This window comes from Pseudomonas sp. A39 (assembly GCF_058145955.1).
The window spans coordinates 94,232-108,692 of record NZ_JBYVMD010000001.1 but is presented as its reverse complement, the minus strand read 5'-3'; the positions used below and the strand labels follow the sequence as shown (position 1 = coordinate 108,692).

The 14,461-nt window shown below is 62.1% G+C and carries 16 protein-coding genes; 12 read left to right on the top strand and 4 right to left on the bottom strand.

What is annotated here, in order from left to right:
- Positions 1 to 6 precede the first annotated feature (6 nt).
- The 8 genes from AC3ZU9_RS00525 (at position 7) to AC3ZU9_RS00490 (ending at position 8,333) form a co-directional block, all read left to right on the top strand.
- Positions 7 to 885 carry an alpha/beta fold hydrolase gene (locus AC3ZU9_RS00525; RefSeq protein ID WP_490090131.1) on the top strand — a complete coding sequence of 293 codons (879 nt, stop codon included), beginning with the start codon at positions 7 to 9 and terminating at the stop codon, positions 883 to 885.
- A 109-nt stretch (positions 886 to 994) separates the two neighbouring features.
- Positions 995 to 2,053, top strand: a complete 1,059-nt coding sequence (locus AC3ZU9_RS00520; protein ID WP_490090130.1) for an NAD(P)H-dependent flavin oxidoreductase — start codon at positions 995 to 997, stop codon at positions 2,051 to 2,053.
- Between the two features lie 119 nt (positions 2,054 to 2,172).
- A complete protein-coding gene (modA, locus tag AC3ZU9_RS00515; protein WP_012724154.1) occupies positions 2,173 to 2,931 on the top strand; it encodes a molybdate ABC transporter substrate-binding protein in 759 nt (252 codons plus the stop codon).
- Positions 2,932 to 3,612: a molybdate ABC transporter permease subunit gene (gene modB, locus AC3ZU9_RS00510; RefSeq protein WP_046034197.1), complete on the top strand. Its 681-nt coding sequence runs from the start codon at positions 2,932 to 2,934 to the stop codon at positions 3,610 to 3,612.
- Positions 3,613 to 3,617: 5 nt separating this feature from the next.
- On the top strand, positions 3,618 to 4,697 hold the full coding sequence (gene modC, locus AC3ZU9_RS00505; RefSeq protein WP_490090129.1) for a molybdenum ABC transporter ATP-binding protein: 1,080 nt from the start codon (positions 3,618 to 3,620) through the stop codon (positions 4,695 to 4,697).
- 78 nt (positions 4,698 to 4,775) lie between these two features.
- Positions 4,776 to 5,813, top strand: coding sequence for a DNA topoisomerase IB (locus AC3ZU9_RS00500; protein WP_490090128.1), 1,038 nt, complete (start codon positions 4,776 to 4,778; stop codon positions 5,811 to 5,813).
- A 123-nt stretch (positions 5,814 to 5,936) separates the two neighbouring features.
- A complete protein-coding gene (locus AC3ZU9_RS00495) occupies positions 5,937 to 7,559 on the top strand; it encodes an ABC-F family ATP-binding cassette domain-containing protein (protein WP_490090127.1) in 1,623 nt (540 codons plus the stop codon).
- Between the two features lie 69 nt (positions 7,560 to 7,628).
- Positions 7,629 to 8,333, top strand: a complete 705-nt coding sequence (locus tag AC3ZU9_RS00490; protein ID WP_012724149.1) for a YoaK family protein — start codon at positions 7,629 to 7,631, stop codon at positions 8,331 to 8,333.
- Between the two features lie 143 nt (positions 8,334 to 8,476).
- Here the strand turns inward: AC3ZU9_RS00490 and AC3ZU9_RS00485 are convergent, their stop codons facing one another.
- The 4 genes from AC3ZU9_RS00485 to AC3ZU9_RS00470 all read right to left on the bottom strand — a co-directional run bounded on the left by AC3ZU9_RS00485 (position 8,477) and on the right by AC3ZU9_RS00470 (position 10,295).
- Entirely contained in the window at positions 8,477 to 8,830 is a 354-nt protein-coding gene (locus AC3ZU9_RS00485; RefSeq protein WP_043205334.1) for a hypothetical protein, read from the bottom strand.
- Between the two features lie 174 nt (positions 8,831 to 9,004).
- Positions 9,005 to 9,316 (bottom strand): AzlD domain-containing protein, encoded by a 312-nt coding sequence (locus AC3ZU9_RS00480; protein ID WP_490090126.1) that lies wholly within the window; start codon positions 9,314 to 9,316, stop codon positions 9,005 to 9,007.
- Positions 9,313 to 10,008 (bottom strand): AzlC family ABC transporter permease, encoded by a 696-nt coding sequence (locus AC3ZU9_RS00475; RefSeq protein ID WP_012724146.1) that lies wholly within the window; start codon positions 10,006 to 10,008, stop codon positions 9,313 to 9,315. Before AC3ZU9_RS00475 ends, AC3ZU9_RS00480 begins: the two co-directional genes overlap by 4 nt.
- A 71-nt stretch (positions 10,009 to 10,079) precedes the next feature.
- Complete coding sequence (locus AC3ZU9_RS00470) at positions 10,080 to 10,295, bottom strand: hypothetical protein (protein ID WP_043205333.1); 216 nt, start codon at positions 10,293 to 10,295, stop codon at positions 10,080 to 10,082.
- A gap of 250 nt (positions 10,296 to 10,545) precedes the next feature.
- Between AC3ZU9_RS00470 and AC3ZU9_RS00465 the strand changes: the two genes are divergently transcribed.
- The 4 genes from AC3ZU9_RS00465 (at position 10,546) to AC3ZU9_RS00450 (ending at position 13,832) form a co-directional block, all read left to right on the top strand.
- Positions 10,546 to 11,829: an arsenic transporter gene (locus tag AC3ZU9_RS00465; RefSeq protein ID WP_012724144.1), complete on the top strand. Its 1,284-nt coding sequence runs from the start codon at positions 10,546 to 10,548 to the stop codon at positions 11,827 to 11,829.
- 13 nt (positions 11,830 to 11,842) lie between these two features.
- Complete coding sequence (locus tag AC3ZU9_RS00460; protein ID WP_236383152.1) at positions 11,843 to 12,313, top strand: arsenate reductase ArsC; 471 nt, start codon at positions 11,843 to 11,845, stop codon at positions 12,311 to 12,313.
- 43 nt (positions 12,314 to 12,356) lie between these two features.
- Complete coding sequence (locus tag AC3ZU9_RS00455; protein WP_490090125.1) at positions 12,357 to 13,148, top strand: AraC family transcriptional regulator; 792 nt, start codon at positions 12,357 to 12,359, stop codon at positions 13,146 to 13,148.
- A 72-nt stretch (positions 13,149 to 13,220) separates the two neighbouring features.
- Entirely contained in the window at positions 13,221 to 13,832 is a 612-nt protein-coding gene (locus AC3ZU9_RS00450) for a LysE family transporter (RefSeq protein ID WP_012724141.1), read from the top strand.
- The last annotated feature ends 629 nt before the right edge of the window (positions 13,833 to 14,461 follow it).

Below are 14,461 nucleotides of genomic sequence, written 5' to 3'. Positions count from 1 at the left end.
GACCTCATGACCACTCCAGCCCCCGTCATCCATTACCGTCACGTTGATGTCGACGGCGTACGCATGTTCTACCGTGAGGCCGGTGCTCCGTCGGCCCCGGTCATGTTGTTGCTGCATGGCTTCCCCAGTTCGTCGCATATGTTCCGCGACCTGATCCCTTTACTCGCCACGCGATTCCGGGTGATCGCCCCGGATTTGCCGGGTTTCGGCTTTACCGAGGTGCCGGCCGAACGCGATTACCTCTACAGTTTCGATAACCTGGCGATCACGGTGGGGCATTTTGTCGAGGCGTTGGCGTTGAGCCGCTACGCCCTGTACGTCTTCGATTACGGTGCGCCGGTCGGTCTGCGCCTGGCGGTGGCGCACCCGGAACGGGTCAGCGCGTTGGTGTCGCAAAATGGCAACGCCTACCTGGAAGGCCTGGGCGATGCCTGGGCGCCGATTCGTACCTACTGGGCCGAGCCGAGCCGAGCCAACCGTGAAGTGATCCGCAACGCCGTGATCAGCCTCGAAGGCACGCGCTACCAGTACCTGCATGGTGTGAATCAGCCCGAACGGGTGGCGCCCGAAGCCTACATGCTCGACGTACTGCTCATGCAGCGCCCCGGCAACGACGAGATCCAGCTGGACCTGTTCCTCGACTACCGTAATAACCTGACGCTCTACCCGGCATTCCAGGCCTTCTTCAACGCCACGCAAGTGCCGACACTGGTGATCTGGGGCCAGAACGATCCGTTCTTCATCCCGCCAGGTGCGCACGCCTATAAAACCGACAACCCCAACGCGGTGGTGGAACTGCTGGACACCGGCCACTTCGCCCTGGAAACCCATGCGGCGCATATCGCCGAGCGGATTCACACGGTACTGGGCAACGCCATCAACTGATGGCGCGCCACGAACGCACACGTTCGTCCAGTGAATAAAACAGACTGGCCGGGTGCCAATGGCCCTGTTACAACAGCGAAAAGCCTCACTGACGCTGGAGACGCATTCCATGAGCACCTGGCCAGACACCCGAATTCTCGACCTGCTGGGCATCGACGTGCCGATCATCCAGGCCCCCATGGCCGTCGGCACCACCACGGCCATGGTCATTGCCGCCAACGCTGCGGGTGCGCTGGGTTCATTACCGGCGGCCGCGCTGAGCATCGAGCAACTGCGCGACGCGCTGAGCACTATCCGCCAGGCCGGCGCACGGCCGATCAACGTCAATTTTTTCTGCCACCAACCGCCCGCGCCCGATGCAGCGCGTGATCAACACTGGAAGGCGTTGCTGGAGCCCTACTACCGCGAATTGGGTGCCGACTATGACGCGCCAACCCCGGTCTCCAACCGCGAACCGTTCAACGAAGCGGCTTGCCAGGTGGTTGAAGAGTTTCGCCCAGAGGTGGTCAGTTTCCACTTTGGCCTGCCGGAAAAATCCCTGTTGGACCGAGTAAAAGCCACGGGTGCGAAAGTGCTGTCCTCGGCCACCACCGTCGAAGAAGCCCTCTGGCTGGAACAGCACGGCTGCGATGCAATCATCGCCATGGGCAGTGAAGCGGGTGGGCATCGTGGCTTGTTTCTCAGCGATGACCTCAACACCCAGATCGGCTTGTTCGCCCTGGTGCCGCAAGTGGTCGACGCCGTCAGCGTGCCGGTGATTGCCGCCGGCGGCATCGGTGATGCACGTGGGATTGTCGCGGCATTCGCCCTGGGCGCCTCGGCGGTGCAGATTGGTACGGCGTACCTGTTTACCCCCGAAGCCAATGTCACCGCGTCCCACCATCACGCACTGCGCCACGCCCAGGCCAGCGAAACCGCGCTGACCAACCTGTTCACCGGTCGCCCCGCACGCGGCATCGTCAACCGGGTCATGCGTGAGCTCGGTGCGATCAACCCGGCCGCGCCGGCCTTCCCGACCTCCGGCGGTGCGCTGATACCGCTCAAGGCCAAGGATGAGGCAGGCTTCAGTAACCTGTGGTCCGGCCAGGCCCTGCGCCTGGGCAAAGACATCACCACATATGAGCTGACCCGCGAACTGGCGGAGCAGGCGTTGGCCAAGTTCAACTAGAACCTTCAGCTGTGGCAACTTTGCACTGTACCGGCAATGGCCAACCGCTATATATTCCCATACATAGCGGTAAGGCCTTCTCCCTATAACAAGCCGTACAGATTCAAAGGAGCTGCTTCATGAAGATTCACGCCTCACGCTTGGCCGTCCTGGTCGCTGCCCTCGCCTTCGGTTCGGCGCAGGCCGATGAAGTCCAGGTGGCCGTGGCCGCCAACTTCACCGCACCGATCCAGGCGATTGCCGCCGACTTCGAGAAAGACACCGGCCACAAGTTGGTCGCCGCCTACGGTGCCACCGGCCAGTTCTACACCCAGATCAAGAACGGCGCGCCCTTCGAAGTGTTCCTGAGCGCCGACGACACCACGCCGCAAAAACTCGAAACCGAAGGCGACACTGTCAAGGGCTCACGCTTCACCTACGCCGTCGGCACCCTCGCGCTGTGGTCGGCCAAAGAAGGCTACGTGGACGCCAAAGGTGACGTGCTGAAGAAAAACGAATTCCGGCACCTCTCCATCGCCAACCCCAAAGCCGCACCCTACGGCCTCGCCGCCACCCAGGTGTTGGCCAAGGAAGGTCTGACCGAGAAGGTCAAAGACAAGCTCGTCGAAGGCCAGAACATCACCCAGGCCTATCAGTTCGTGTCCACCGGCAACGCCGAGCTGGGTTTTGTCGCCTTGTCGCAGATCTACAAAGACGGCAAAGTCACCAGCGGTTCGGCCTGGATTGTTCCAGCCGCGATGCATGACCCGATCAAACAGGACGCAGTGATCCTCAACAAGGGCAAGGACAGCGCGGCTGCCAAGGCACTGGTTGAGTACCTCAAGGGGCCTAAAGCCGCTGCCGTCATCAAGTCCTACGGTTACGAGCTGGCCAAGTAAATGCCGTTATCGAGTGCCGATTTTTCCGCTATCTGGCTGACCATCAAGCTGGCGTCACTGACCACCGTGATCCTGCTGGTTATCGGCACTCCGATTGCCCTGTGGCTGTCGCGCACCCGCTCCTGGTGGCGCGGCCCCATCGGCGCCGTCGTCGCCTTGCCGTTGGTGTTGCCACCGACGGTGATCGGCTTCTACCTGCTGTTGACCATGGGCCCCAATGGCTATTTCGGCCAGTTCACCCAGTGGCTGGGCCTGGGCACTCTCACCTTCAGCTTCGCCGGGCTGGTCATCGGCTCGGTGATCTATTCCATGCCGTTTGTGGTGCAGCCGTTGCAAAACGCCTTCTCCGCCATCGGCACGCGCCCGCTGGAAGTGGCGGCTACCTTGCGCGCCAATCCCTGGGATACGTTTTTTAGCGTGATCCTGCCCCTGGCGCGTCCAGGTTTCATCACCGCTTCGATCCTCGGTTTCGCGCACACCGTCGGTGAATTCGGCGTGGTGCTGATGATCGGCGGCAATATCCCGGACAAGACCCGGGTGGTGTCCGTACAGATCTACGACCACGTGGAAGCCATGGAATATGCCCAGGCCCATTGGCTGGCCGGCGCCATGGTGGTGTTCGCGTTCCTGGTGTTGCTGGCGCTCTATTCCAGCCGTAAAACCAAGATGGGCTGGAGCTGATGTCGATGATTGATGTACGCCTGCACCTCCAGTATTCGGGCTTTGCTCTCGACGTCGACCTGCACCTGCCCGGCCGCGGGGTGACCGCGCTGTATGGGCATTCCGGCTCCGGCAAGACCACGTGCCTGCGCTGTATCGCCGGACTGGAGCGCGCCGGAGACGGTTTTATCCAGATTAACGATGAAGTCTGGCAAGACAGCCGCAACGGGCGGTTTGTCCCCCCGCATAAGCGCGCGCTAGGTTACGTGTTTCAGGAGGCCAGCCTGTTTGCGCATCTGTCGGTGCGGGACAACTTGGCGTTCGGCCTCAAGCGCATTCCTCGGCAGCAGCGCCGTGTGGACATGGCCCAGGCCACCGAGTTGCTGGGCATCGGTCACCTGCTTGACCGCCATCCCCAGCACCTCTCCGGCGGTGAACGCCAACGCATCGGCATCGCCCGCGCGTTGCTCACCAGCCCAAGCCTGCTGTTGATGGACGAGCCGCTGGCCGCCCTCGACAGCCAGCGCAAAGGCGAGATCCTGCCGTACCTCGAACGCCTGCACGATGAGCTGGATATCCCGGTACTGTACGTCAGCCATGCTCAGGATGAGGTGGCGCGCCTGGCCGATCACATCGTGTTGCTCAGCGACGGCAAGGCCTTGGCCAGCGGCCCCATCGGCGAAACCCTGGCGCGGCTGGACCTGCCCCTGGCGTTGGGCGACGACGCAGGTGTGGTGATCAACGGCACGGTCAACGCCTACGACGATCACTACCAGTTGCTCACCCTGCAGCTGCCCGCCAGCGCCCTGCACATGCGTGTGGCCCATGCACCGCTGGCCGTGGGAAAAGCGCTGCGCATCAAGGTACAGGCGCGTGATGTCAGCCTGAGCCTGCAGGCCGAGGAACACAGCAGCATCCTCAACCGCTTGCCGGTGAGGGTCATTCAGGAGATCTCGGCGGACAACAGCGCGCACGTGCTGGTGCGCCTGGACGCGGGGGGCACGCCGTTGCTGGCGCGCATCACGCGCTTTTCCCGCGACCAACTGCAATTGCACCCCGGCCAGACGCTGTGGGCGCAGATCAAGGCGGTCGCCGTGCTGGCGTGAACAACCTTTTGGCACGACCGCATACGGCTGCGGTCAATCAGACATACCGGCCTGATTTGTTGCCAAGGAACCCGTCCCATGTCCGACTCTGCGCTGCCCCGCGACCTGCATTACGTTGACGACACCCAGCCTGGCATCCGTCGCAAGACGGTGCGCGGCAAGTTCCAGTATTTCGACCCCAAGGGCGTACGCATCACCGACGCCGATGAGATCAAGCGCCTCAACGCCCTGGCGGTCCCACCGGCCTACACCGATGTGTGGATCTGCGCCGACCCGCGCGGCCACCTGCAAGCCACCGGCCGCGATGCACGCGGGCGTAAGCAGTACCGCTATCACGGGCGTTGGCGTGAAGTGCGCGACAGCGACAAGTACGCCCGGTTGCAGGAATTCGGCAACGCCCTGCCGACATTACGCAAACAATTGGAAGCGAAAATCGCCGAGCCCGGTTTCACTCGCGAAAAAGTCTTGGCCACCGTGGTGATGCTGTTGGACGCTACGCTGATCCGCGTCGGCAATACCCAATATGCGCGGGACAACAAATCCTACGGGCTGACCACCCTGCGCACCCGCCACGTGGATGTGAAAGGCAGCGAGATCCAGTTCCAGTTTCGCGGCAAGAGTGGCGTGGAGCATCAGATCAGCGTCAAGGATCGGCGCCTGGCCACGGTGGTCAAGCGCTGCCTGGAATTGCCGGGGCAGAACCTGTTCCAGTACCTGGACGAAGACGGCGAGCGGCACACTGTCAGCTCCCAGGACGTGAATGAATACCTGCACAGCCTCACCGGTGCGGACTTCACCGCCAAGGACTACCGCACCTGGGCCGGCACGGCCATGGCGCTGGCGGTGTTGCGGGAATTGGAGTGGCAGCCTGAGTCCGATGCCAAGCGACACGTCGTGGCGATGGTCAAGGACGTCGCCAAGCAGTTGGGCAACACCCCGGCGGTGTGCCGCAAGTGCTACATCCACCCCGCCGTACTGGAGCATTTCAGCCTGGGCGAACTCTCCAAGCTGCCTAAGCCGCGACTGCGCAAAGGGCTCAAGGCCGAAGAGGTCGCCTTGGCGATGTTCCTTGAACAACTGGCGGCGGACTTGCCGAAAAAAGCCAAGGCGGGTTAGGCTTTGCCTCCCTTCTGATTCGCAGGACGATCGCCGACGTGAACCACTAAGCCTTCCAAAATGTATCTGCAACAAGCCGCCTGGCGCGCTTGTTGGCCTGTCCGACATTTTTTGGAGGTGCTGATGACTGACGTCAACCGGCTGCCCGCGCTTGTTTCCCTGCAACACCTGAGTGTCCAGTTCGCCAATGGCGAGACCTTGCTGGACGACCTGAGCCTGTCCATCGATCACACCCCCACCGGCATTGTGGGGCGCAACGGATGCGGTAAGAGCGTCCTGGCCCACGTGATCGCCGGGCTGCTGTCGCCCTCCTCCGGCACCCGCAATGGTACGGCTACTGTGGTTTATGTGGCGCAGAACCCCGTGGTTGCGCCAGGCGCGAGCATTGCCGACCTCACCGGCACCACCGCGATCTTGTCAGCCCTTGGGCGCATGGCCCAAGGCACGGCGCAGGTCGATGATCTTGAGTTGATCGACGACCGTTGGGACCTGGCCGAACGCTTGCGCAACGCCCTGGATGCAGCGGGCCTGGAAGCGCTTGGTGTCGACACCCCGGCCGATACACTCAGCGGCGGTCAGTTGGCACGGATTGCGGTTATCGGCGCGCTATTGGCTGCGCCACACCTGCTGGTGCTCGACGAGCCCACCAACCACCTCGACAGCGATGGCCGTGCATGGCTGCTGCGCCAGCTCAGTGAGTGGCGCGGCGGCCTGGTGGTGGTCAGTCATGATCGACAATTGCTCAACACCATGGCACGCATCGTTGAACTGTCGCCCCTCGGCGTCCACGTGTATGGCGGCAACTACGATGCCTATCGGCACCAGCGCAATGCCGAACAACAGGCCGCCGTCTGCGCACTGGAACACGCCCGCCTGGCGCGCAGCCGCGAACGTCGGCGCCTGCAAAAAGATCATGACAGCCTGCAGCGCAACGCCGCTCGCTCACGCAAACACGCCGAGACCGCCAACGTCGACCGATTCACCCAGGCACGCTGGAAAGGCGCCGCCACGGAAATCGTCCACACCCTGCGCAGCGCGCACGGGCAGCGCAAACATGACCTGGATGCCCAGGTGCGCGAGGCCTACGAACGGGTCATGGAGGAAACGCCGACGCTGTTGGCGTTGCCCGCTTCCGCAGTGCCCGGCGGTCGCCAGGTGGTGTCCCTGATAGACCTAGAATTGCCTTGGCTGCCGTCGAGCCGCCTCAACGTTCAACTCGCCGGCCCGGTGCGCGTCGCGGTGCGTGGGCCCAACGGCTGTGGCAAGTCCACACTGCTCAAGGTATTGGCAGGAGCATGGCGGGCGGCGAGCGGGGAATGCCGGGTGACGGTGCCCACTGCCTACATTGATCAACACCTCGCACTGCTGGACGATCAACGCTCCATCGTTGAACAGCTCAACCTGCTCGACACGCCACTGGCCGAAGCCCCATTGCGCACGCGCCTGGCTTTGCTGCAACTGGATGCCTTGCGGGTGACCCAGCCGGTCGGGCAGCTCAGTGGTGGCGAACGGTTGAAGGCAGCCATGGCCATTGCCCTGTGGCGCGAGGAGCCCGCGCAACTGCTGTTGCTGGACGAGCCGACCAACCATCTGGACCTGGAATCGGTGACGGCGGTTGAGCAGGCGCTGCAGGGGTTTACCGGGGCAATCATTGTGGTGTCCCATGACCCGGCGTTTGTGCAAACGATCAGGCCGACGCATTACCTCGACTGGCATCGCACGGGTTGGTCCCTGGCGTGTGTTTGAGGTCATTGCATACGCGCTGAAAGCGTCCTAGGGTAGTGGCCGTGTAATCTCACCGAGGAACCCGGCCCTATGCTGCCTTCGCCCCGCAAGCCCTACGCCAATGCTGCACTTGCCCATCGACAGCGCTGGCGTGGTCGGGTCGGGCTGATGCTGGTGGCCAGCCTGTCGGTACTGGCAGGCATGACCGATGCCATCGGTTTCATGGCAAGCGGCGACTTTGTTTCGTTCATGAGCGGCAATACCACGCGCCTGGCGGTGGCAATCAGCGCGGGAGAGCTTGGCCTCACCGGGCGCCTGTTGTTGCTGGTTGCGACATTTATCGTCGGCAACGCCTTGGGGGTAGTGGTCAGCCGGCTGAGCCGCCGCCATGCGTTGCCCTTGCTGTTGTGTATTGCCGCCCTGTTATGCGGTGCGGCATTCCTGCCGTTCGCCGATACGTTGCCCGCGCTGCTGGCGGCGATCGTCGCGATGGGCATGCTCAATGCCGCTGTGGAAGAGGTCAACGGGCTGCCGGTAGGGCTGACTTACGTCACCGGCGCGCTTTCCCGCTTTGGTCGCGGGCTGGGACGCTGGCTGCTGGGGGAGCGCCGCAGTGGCTGGCGTGTGCAGTTGATCCCGTGGGGCGGGATGTTCGTGGGGGCAGTCATTGGCGCGCTGTTGGAGCAGCAACTGGGCCTGAAGGCGCTGCTGGTCAGCGGCGTACTGGCGGGGTTGCTGGGGCTGATCTCGCTGAAAATCCCGCGCCGCTGGCACCTGGGTTACATGCCGCGCTGAAAAAAGAAGATGCTCGCCCGACGTTTAGGCCTCGACGTCCGTGTACTGGTAAAGAGCCATCATGTCGGGTGAGCCGGTGAATCATAAGCTAATGCCTCGCGGCTGTCGTGCCAGGCATTTCCTAAAACGACTAAGGCATTCGCCTACAGGCAGGTCGCGAGTGCGGCCAAACGACGCTTGGCCGGCATGTTGTCTTGTGCGGCGTAGTAGTTGATGGTCGAACCGGTACCCGCGCTTTGCACGTCGGCGAAGTAATCACCCGCGGTGGTGTAGACGGTAAAACCGCCCGCGCCGATCGGCTCCTTGAAGCCGCCGGCGTCAACGCCGAAGACGCTTTCGTCCTGCCAGCCGAACTGGACGCATTCGGCAACTACCAGGGTGGCCTTGTCCGAAGCCAGGGTCTTGTAGGGCGTGCCTGCACGCGCCTCTTTCATCTTCGAACCCGCGCAACCGGCCAGGGCCGCCAGTACCAGTGCGCCAATTACCACCTTGTGCATGCCATTGCTCCGTTGGAAAAAACGCGACTGTACCATTGCCGCGCGCCGGACTGCCGGATGCATGAACTTTGTTTCACTGTAAAGACGGAAAACGCGGCCTATAGTGGCCACGCTCATTTTTAGAAGTATCCCTTCTGCCCGCTCTCCCGCGGGCTTTTTTTTGCTGGGTGGTTGTCAGAGCAACCAGCGGAACAGGTAGAACAACGTCATGCTCAGCAGCACGGTCATCAGCACGTTACGCGTCCAGAACATCAACGCCACCGCGCTGATACCCGCCAGCAAATAAGGGTTGGCCGGGCTCAGGTTAAGCTGGTGGTCGGCGAGAAAGATGATCGGTCCGCAAATCGCCGTGAGCATGCCCTGCACCGCAAACCCGAGAAACTCCCGCGCACCGCGGTTGAGACGCACCGGCAGGCGCGGTTCGATAAACAGGTAACGGTTGAGGAAGACCACCAGGCCCATCGCCACAATCATGATGTAGATCATCGCTGCCCCACTCCCAGTCGCTTGCAGGCATACCCTGCGCTCATGCCCAGCACGCCGGACACCACCACCGCCGACTCCCACTGCAGGAAACTCAGCCACACCGAAAACAGCAGCGACACCGCCACGCAGACCACCGTGGGGATGTCACGCACCACCGGCGTAATCAACGCGATAAACGTCGCAGCGATGGAAAACTCCAGGCCCAGTTGATCGAGGCCGGGAATGCTTTTACCGAGCACGATGCCGGCCAGGGTGAACAGATTCCAGGCGATATAAAACGTCAGGCCCACGCCCAGGGCGTACCAGCGATTGAACGTCTCGCGGTCGTAGTGGCTGACCAGGGCGAAGAATTCATCGGTGAGCAGAAAGCCCAGGCTCATGCGCCAGCGGGTGTTGAGGGGCGACAGGATCGGGCGCAAGTGCATGCCGTAGAGCAAATGCTGGGAGGTGAGCAGCAAGGTGGTCAGCACAATGGAAATCAGGCTGGCGCCGCTCTTGACCATGCCGATAGCGACCAGTTGCGCAGCGCCGGCAAACACGATGGCGGACAAGCCCTGGGCTTCCAATGGGCTGAACTGCGCATCAATGGCCATGGAACCGGCGAGCAGCCCCCATGGCGCACAGGCCAGGGACAGCGGAATCACGGCGATTGCGCCGCGAGCGAAGGCGTAATGAGGTAAGGCGGTAGGCATGGAAACGGCTCATCGACAGACAGTCGACAAGCATGCCAGCGCAACAAGGGACTTGTCTTGAACGATCTTGCTCAGGCGAGCCTGACAGACACTTGCTCCACCGAGTCGCGTGCTTCGCGCAATTCGTGGGCGTCCTGGTTGAGCCGGTGAATGGTATTGAGCAGGCGCTGGCGCAGCACTTCATCGCCGAGTTTTTCGACCGCGCGCATCAAGTCGAACGCCGCGGTTTCGTTATTATCCGCGACGGAATCCAGGGTCTTGCGCAGGTTGCGAGTGGCACGGGTCACGCGGGGTCTTCCTTCATCAGCAATGGGGAGGCACTTTAGGACATTCATGTTTCATTTTAATTTCAAACACTTGTGGCGGATTTCAAGGGATTTGATCCATATCAATTGATACAGCATTTGACCGATACTTCAGCCATGCCGCTATCGAACCCTCTGGCATGCGAACTTTGCGTCCGCGAACTGATCCATGCTCTGCACCACCTACCACAGCGCGCCAGCAGCACCTGCTGAGCCATCGGAGCGTTAACCCATGCTTGTCGCAATTGGCATTTTCATCTTCACCATCGTACTGGTCATCTGGCAGCCCAAGGGCTTGGGCGTCGGCTGGAGTGCAACAATGGGCGCCATCCTGGCCCTGGCCTCTGGCGTGATCAGCCTGGCCGACATCCCGGTGGTGTGGCACATCATCTGGAATGCCACCGGGACCTTTGTCGCGTTGATCATCATCAGCCTGCTGCTGGACGAGGCCGGCTTCTTTGCCTGGACCGCCTTGCACGTCGCGCGCTGGGGCCGTGGCCGCGGCCGTCGCCTGTTTGCTTATATGGTATTGCTCGGCGCGCTGGTGTCGGCCCTGTTCGCCAACGACGGCGCGGCGCTGATCCTTACGCCGATCGTGATGTCGATGCTGTTGGCCCTGCGCTTCTCCCCGGCGGCGACCCTGGCATTCGTCATGGGCGCAGGCTTTATCGCCGACACGGCGAGCCTGCCGCTGGTGGTGTCGAACCTGGTCAATATCGTCTCGGCGGACTATTTCAAGATCGGCTTCAACGAATACGCGGCGGTGATGGTGCCGGTCAACTTTGTCAGCGTCGCAGCTACGCTGGCGGTGTTGCTGTGGTTCTTCCGTCGCGATATCCCCCAGACCTACGACCCAGCCGACCTCGAAGACCCCGCCAGCGCCGTCCACGACCGCGCCACCTTCCGCGCCGGCTGGTGGGTGCTGGGCATCCTGCTGGTCGGTTGCTTCGCCCTGGAGCCGCTGGGCATTCCCATCAGCGCGATTTCCGCCGTCTGCGCCGTGCTCCTGCTGGTGATCGCCGCCAAGGGCCACAAGATCTCCACACGCAAAGTGCTGAAGGAAGCACCGTGGCAGATCGTAATCTTTTCGCTCGGGATGTACCTGGTGGTGTACGGCTTGCGTAACGCCGGCCTCACCACCTACCTGGCGACCTGGCTCGACACCTTCGCCACTTACGGCGTGTGGGGCGCAGCCATGGGCACAGGGGTGCTGACGGCGCTGTTGTCCTCGGCGATGAACAACTTGCCGACGGTGTTGATCGGCGCGCTGTCCATCGAGTCCAGCCATGCCGTGGGCGTGGTCAAGGACGCGATGATCTACGCCAACGTCATCGGCAGCGACCTGGGCCCGAAAATCACCCCGATCGGCAGCCTGGCCACGTTGCTGTGGCTGCATATTCTTGCGCGCAAGGGCATCACCATCACCTGGGGCTACTACTTCAAGGTCGGCATCGTACTGACGTTGCCGGTGTTGTTGATCACCCTTGCCGCCCTCGCCGTGCGCCTGAGTGTCTAACGGAGATACCGCAATGAAAGTCCTGTTCATGTGCACCGCCAACAGTTGCCGCAGCATCTTGTCCGAAGCGGTGTTCAACCACCTGGCGCCGCCGGGTTTTGAGGCGATCAGTTCCGGCAGCTTTCCCAAGGGCCAGGTCCTGCCGCGCAGCCTGAGTACGCTACAGGCCGCGGGCATCAGCACCAAGGGCCTCTACAGCAAGGGTAACGAGGCCTTTGCAGACAGCCCGCCGGATGTGGTGATCACCGTGTGCGACAAGGCGGCCGGCGAAGCCTGCCCGGTGTACTTCGGGCCCGCCATGAAGGCGCATTGGGGCTTGGAAGACCCTTCGGATGTGCTCGGTGATGAAGCGAGTGTGCAAGCTGCATTCGACGCCACCCTGGCGATCATTGCCACGCGCTGCCGGGCGTTTTTTGCCGTGCCATTTGACCGCCTCAGCCCTGCGGAACGCAACGCTGAACTCGCGCGCATTGCACTGCTGTAACCGGAGGAACCATGACCCCCCTGCCCTTGCCCGAGTCGAATCGATGAACGCCGTGCAACACGCCTGTCTGGGCCCCTACGAAATCAGCAGCACCGCCTGCACCGGCCTGACCTTTGCCCGCCACAGCCATGATGAATGCGTGATCGGCGTGAACCTGGTCGGCGAGGAAAAGGTCTGGCTGGACCGCCGGGAATTCGACGCCGGGCCGGGGTCGATTACCTTGTACAACCCCGGGCAGATCCAGGGCGGGGGTGCGGCGGATGGCGCGCCGTGGCAGTTTGTGAGCCTGTACGTCAGCGCGGACCAATTGGCCGCCGACCTCGGGCTGGCACACGTGGAGTTCGATCGCTCGCTGTGTGTTCAGCCGGACCTCGCCCGGCGACTGGCGCAGACCGTGCGAAGCGCATTGAGCGATGAGGCGCGGGCCCGCGAACTGAACGAAGACGCCTTGGTCCTGTTGCTCGGTGAGGTGGTCAGCCTCAGTGGCGTGCGCCTCGCGGGCAGCGCCGCCCCAGGCAAACACCTGATCAGCCGCGCCCAGGCATTGCTCGCCGAGCACCTGCATCAAACATTGCCCTTGGAGCAGCTTAGCAATGAACTGGGGTTGACCAAGTTCCACCTGCTGCGCACGTTCCAGAAAGAAACCGGGCTGAGCCCGCGTCAGTGGGCCATGCAGTTACGCACCCGTCGGGCCAAGGGCCTGTTGCGGGCAGGCGTGGCGGTATCCGACATCGCCCACGACCTCGGGTTTGCCGACCAAAGCCATCTCAATCGGCACTTCCGCGCCGCCTACGGCATCACACCCGGTCGCTATCAAAGCGTGTTGAAGCGCTGACAGCGCAATCTGGTCCAAGACAGCGTCCCTGCTTATCGCCAAACTGCCCCCCTCTCTTGAAGGAATGCGGGCATGCTGACGATCTTTTTCTACGCGCTGATATTCGGTTTTGTGTTTTGCCTGTCGCCCGGCGCGGTGCTGGCGGAGACTTTGCGCCGTGGCTTACTCCACGGGTTCACCCCGGCGCTGCTGGTGCAGTTCGGCTCCCTGGTCGGCGACGCAGTGTGGGCGGTGATCGGCCTGACCGGAATCGCCCTGTTGATCCAGCATGACGCGGTGCGCGTGCCGTTGACCGTTGTCTGCGCGCTGTACCTGGCCTGGCTGGGCGTCCGTAGCCTGATCGATGCGTGGAAACTGCCAGAACCAGACGATGCCCCCACCACCACCCGGCAAAATGCGCTGGCCGTGGGCGCGGCGATTTCCCTGGCCAACCCGAAGAATATTGTCTACTGGGGCGCGCTGGGCAGTGCGCTGTCGGGCATCGTCGGTGCCACGCCGAGCCACGGGCAGACGCTGATGTTTTTCGCCGGGTTCATGCTGGCGTCGGTGCTGTCGTGTTTTCTGATCGCAGCGCTGGTCAACCTGCTGCGCAAGAACGCATCACCGTTGTGGCAACGCATCAGTTATGGCACTTGCGGGATAGTACTGATCTATCTGTCAGTTCTCGCGGCACTGGGTATATGAAGTTATATATGCACTCACTTTCGAACGCCTCTTGTCTGAATGAACTCTGAACAGCGGATCATTTAATTAATCATGCGTTGACATTTTGTAACCGTCTGAGTAGATTGCCCGTGCCCGCAACTTGGGCCTTTTTTAAACCTCACAAAAGAAGCCAATGGACACAGTATCTAGTCGCTGTCCGAGCACCGCATCAGCGGGCATCGGGCGCCAAACCCAGAATATGACAGGACTCGCTTCCCGGTCCGGTAAGCTGCGCTAGAGCTCGATGCTCCACCGTAACTGCCTCGCCGGTCGCCCGTCCGGTCCCGAGGTGTGTTATGACCTTCAAAACCCATGCTTTGCCCGATCCATCTACACTGGCCGCAGCCCTGCGCGCCAAGCGTTGTGTTACCTGCGTGGTGTTTCTCCCGCAGCGCACGACCGGTGTCGCACCCTCCCCCCAAGACCCACAGAGACCGAAGGTTTTCAGCCTGGGTTTTTGCTGAGCGCTCGCGCCATTCAACCCCACTGAAACAGCCGTTTCCTGATTAAACCCTGGAGTTCTTTATGAACCATTCCAGTTGTAGTCCGCTGCGCGCTCGTTAACTAACGCGCCAGTAGAAGTTATGTAAGCACCTCATTTAAACCGA

Coding starts and splice junctions, on each gene's coding strand:
- AC3ZU9_RS00525 (WP_490090131.1), top strand. CDS start 7: ATGACCACTCCAGCCCCCGTCATCCATTACCGTCACGTTGATGTCGAC.
- AC3ZU9_RS00520 (WP_490090130.1), top strand. CDS start 995: ATGAGCACCTGGCCAGACACCCGAATTCTCGACCTGCTGGGCATCGAC.
- modA (WP_012724154.1), top strand. CDS start 2,173: ATGAAGATTCACGCCTCACGCTTGGCCGTCCTGGTCGCTGCCCTCGCC.
- modB (WP_046034197.1), top strand. CDS start 2,932: ATGCCGTTATCGAGTGCCGATTTTTCCGCTATCTGGCTGACCATCAAG.
- modC (WP_490090129.1), top strand. CDS start 3,618: ATGATTGATGTACGCCTGCACCTCCAGTATTCGGGCTTTGCTCTCGAC.
- AC3ZU9_RS00500 (WP_490090128.1), top strand. CDS start 4,776: ATGTCCGACTCTGCGCTGCCCCGCGACCTGCATTACGTTGACGACACC.
- AC3ZU9_RS00495 (WP_490090127.1), top strand. CDS start 5,937: ATGACTGACGTCAACCGGCTGCCCGCGCTTGTTTCCCTGCAACACCTG.
- AC3ZU9_RS00490 (WP_012724149.1), top strand. CDS start 7,629: ATGCTGCCTTCGCCCCGCAAGCCCTACGCCAATGCTGCACTTGCCCAT.
- AC3ZU9_RS00485 (WP_043205334.1), bottom strand. CDS start 8,830: ATGCACAAGGTGGTAATTGGCGCACTGGTACTGGCGGCCCTGGCCGGT.
- AC3ZU9_RS00480 (WP_490090126.1), bottom strand. CDS start 9,316: ATGATCTACATCATGATTGTGGCGATGGGCCTGGTGGTCTTCCTCAAC.
- AC3ZU9_RS00475 (WP_012724146.1), bottom strand. CDS start 10,008: ATGCCTACCGCCTTACCTCATTACGCCTTCGCTCGCGGCGCAATCGCC.
- AC3ZU9_RS00465 (WP_012724144.1), top strand. CDS start 10,546: ATGCTTGTCGCAATTGGCATTTTCATCTTCACCATCGTACTGGTCATC.
- AC3ZU9_RS00460 (WP_236383152.1), top strand. CDS start 11,843: ATGAAAGTCCTGTTCATGTGCACCGCCAACAGTTGCCGCAGCATCTTG.
- AC3ZU9_RS00455 (WP_490090125.1), top strand. CDS start 12,357: ATGAACGCCGTGCAACACGCCTGTCTGGGCCCCTACGAAATCAGCAGC.
- AC3ZU9_RS00450 (WP_012724141.1), top strand. CDS start 13,221: ATGCTGACGATCTTTTTCTACGCGCTGATATTCGGTTTTGTGTTTTGC.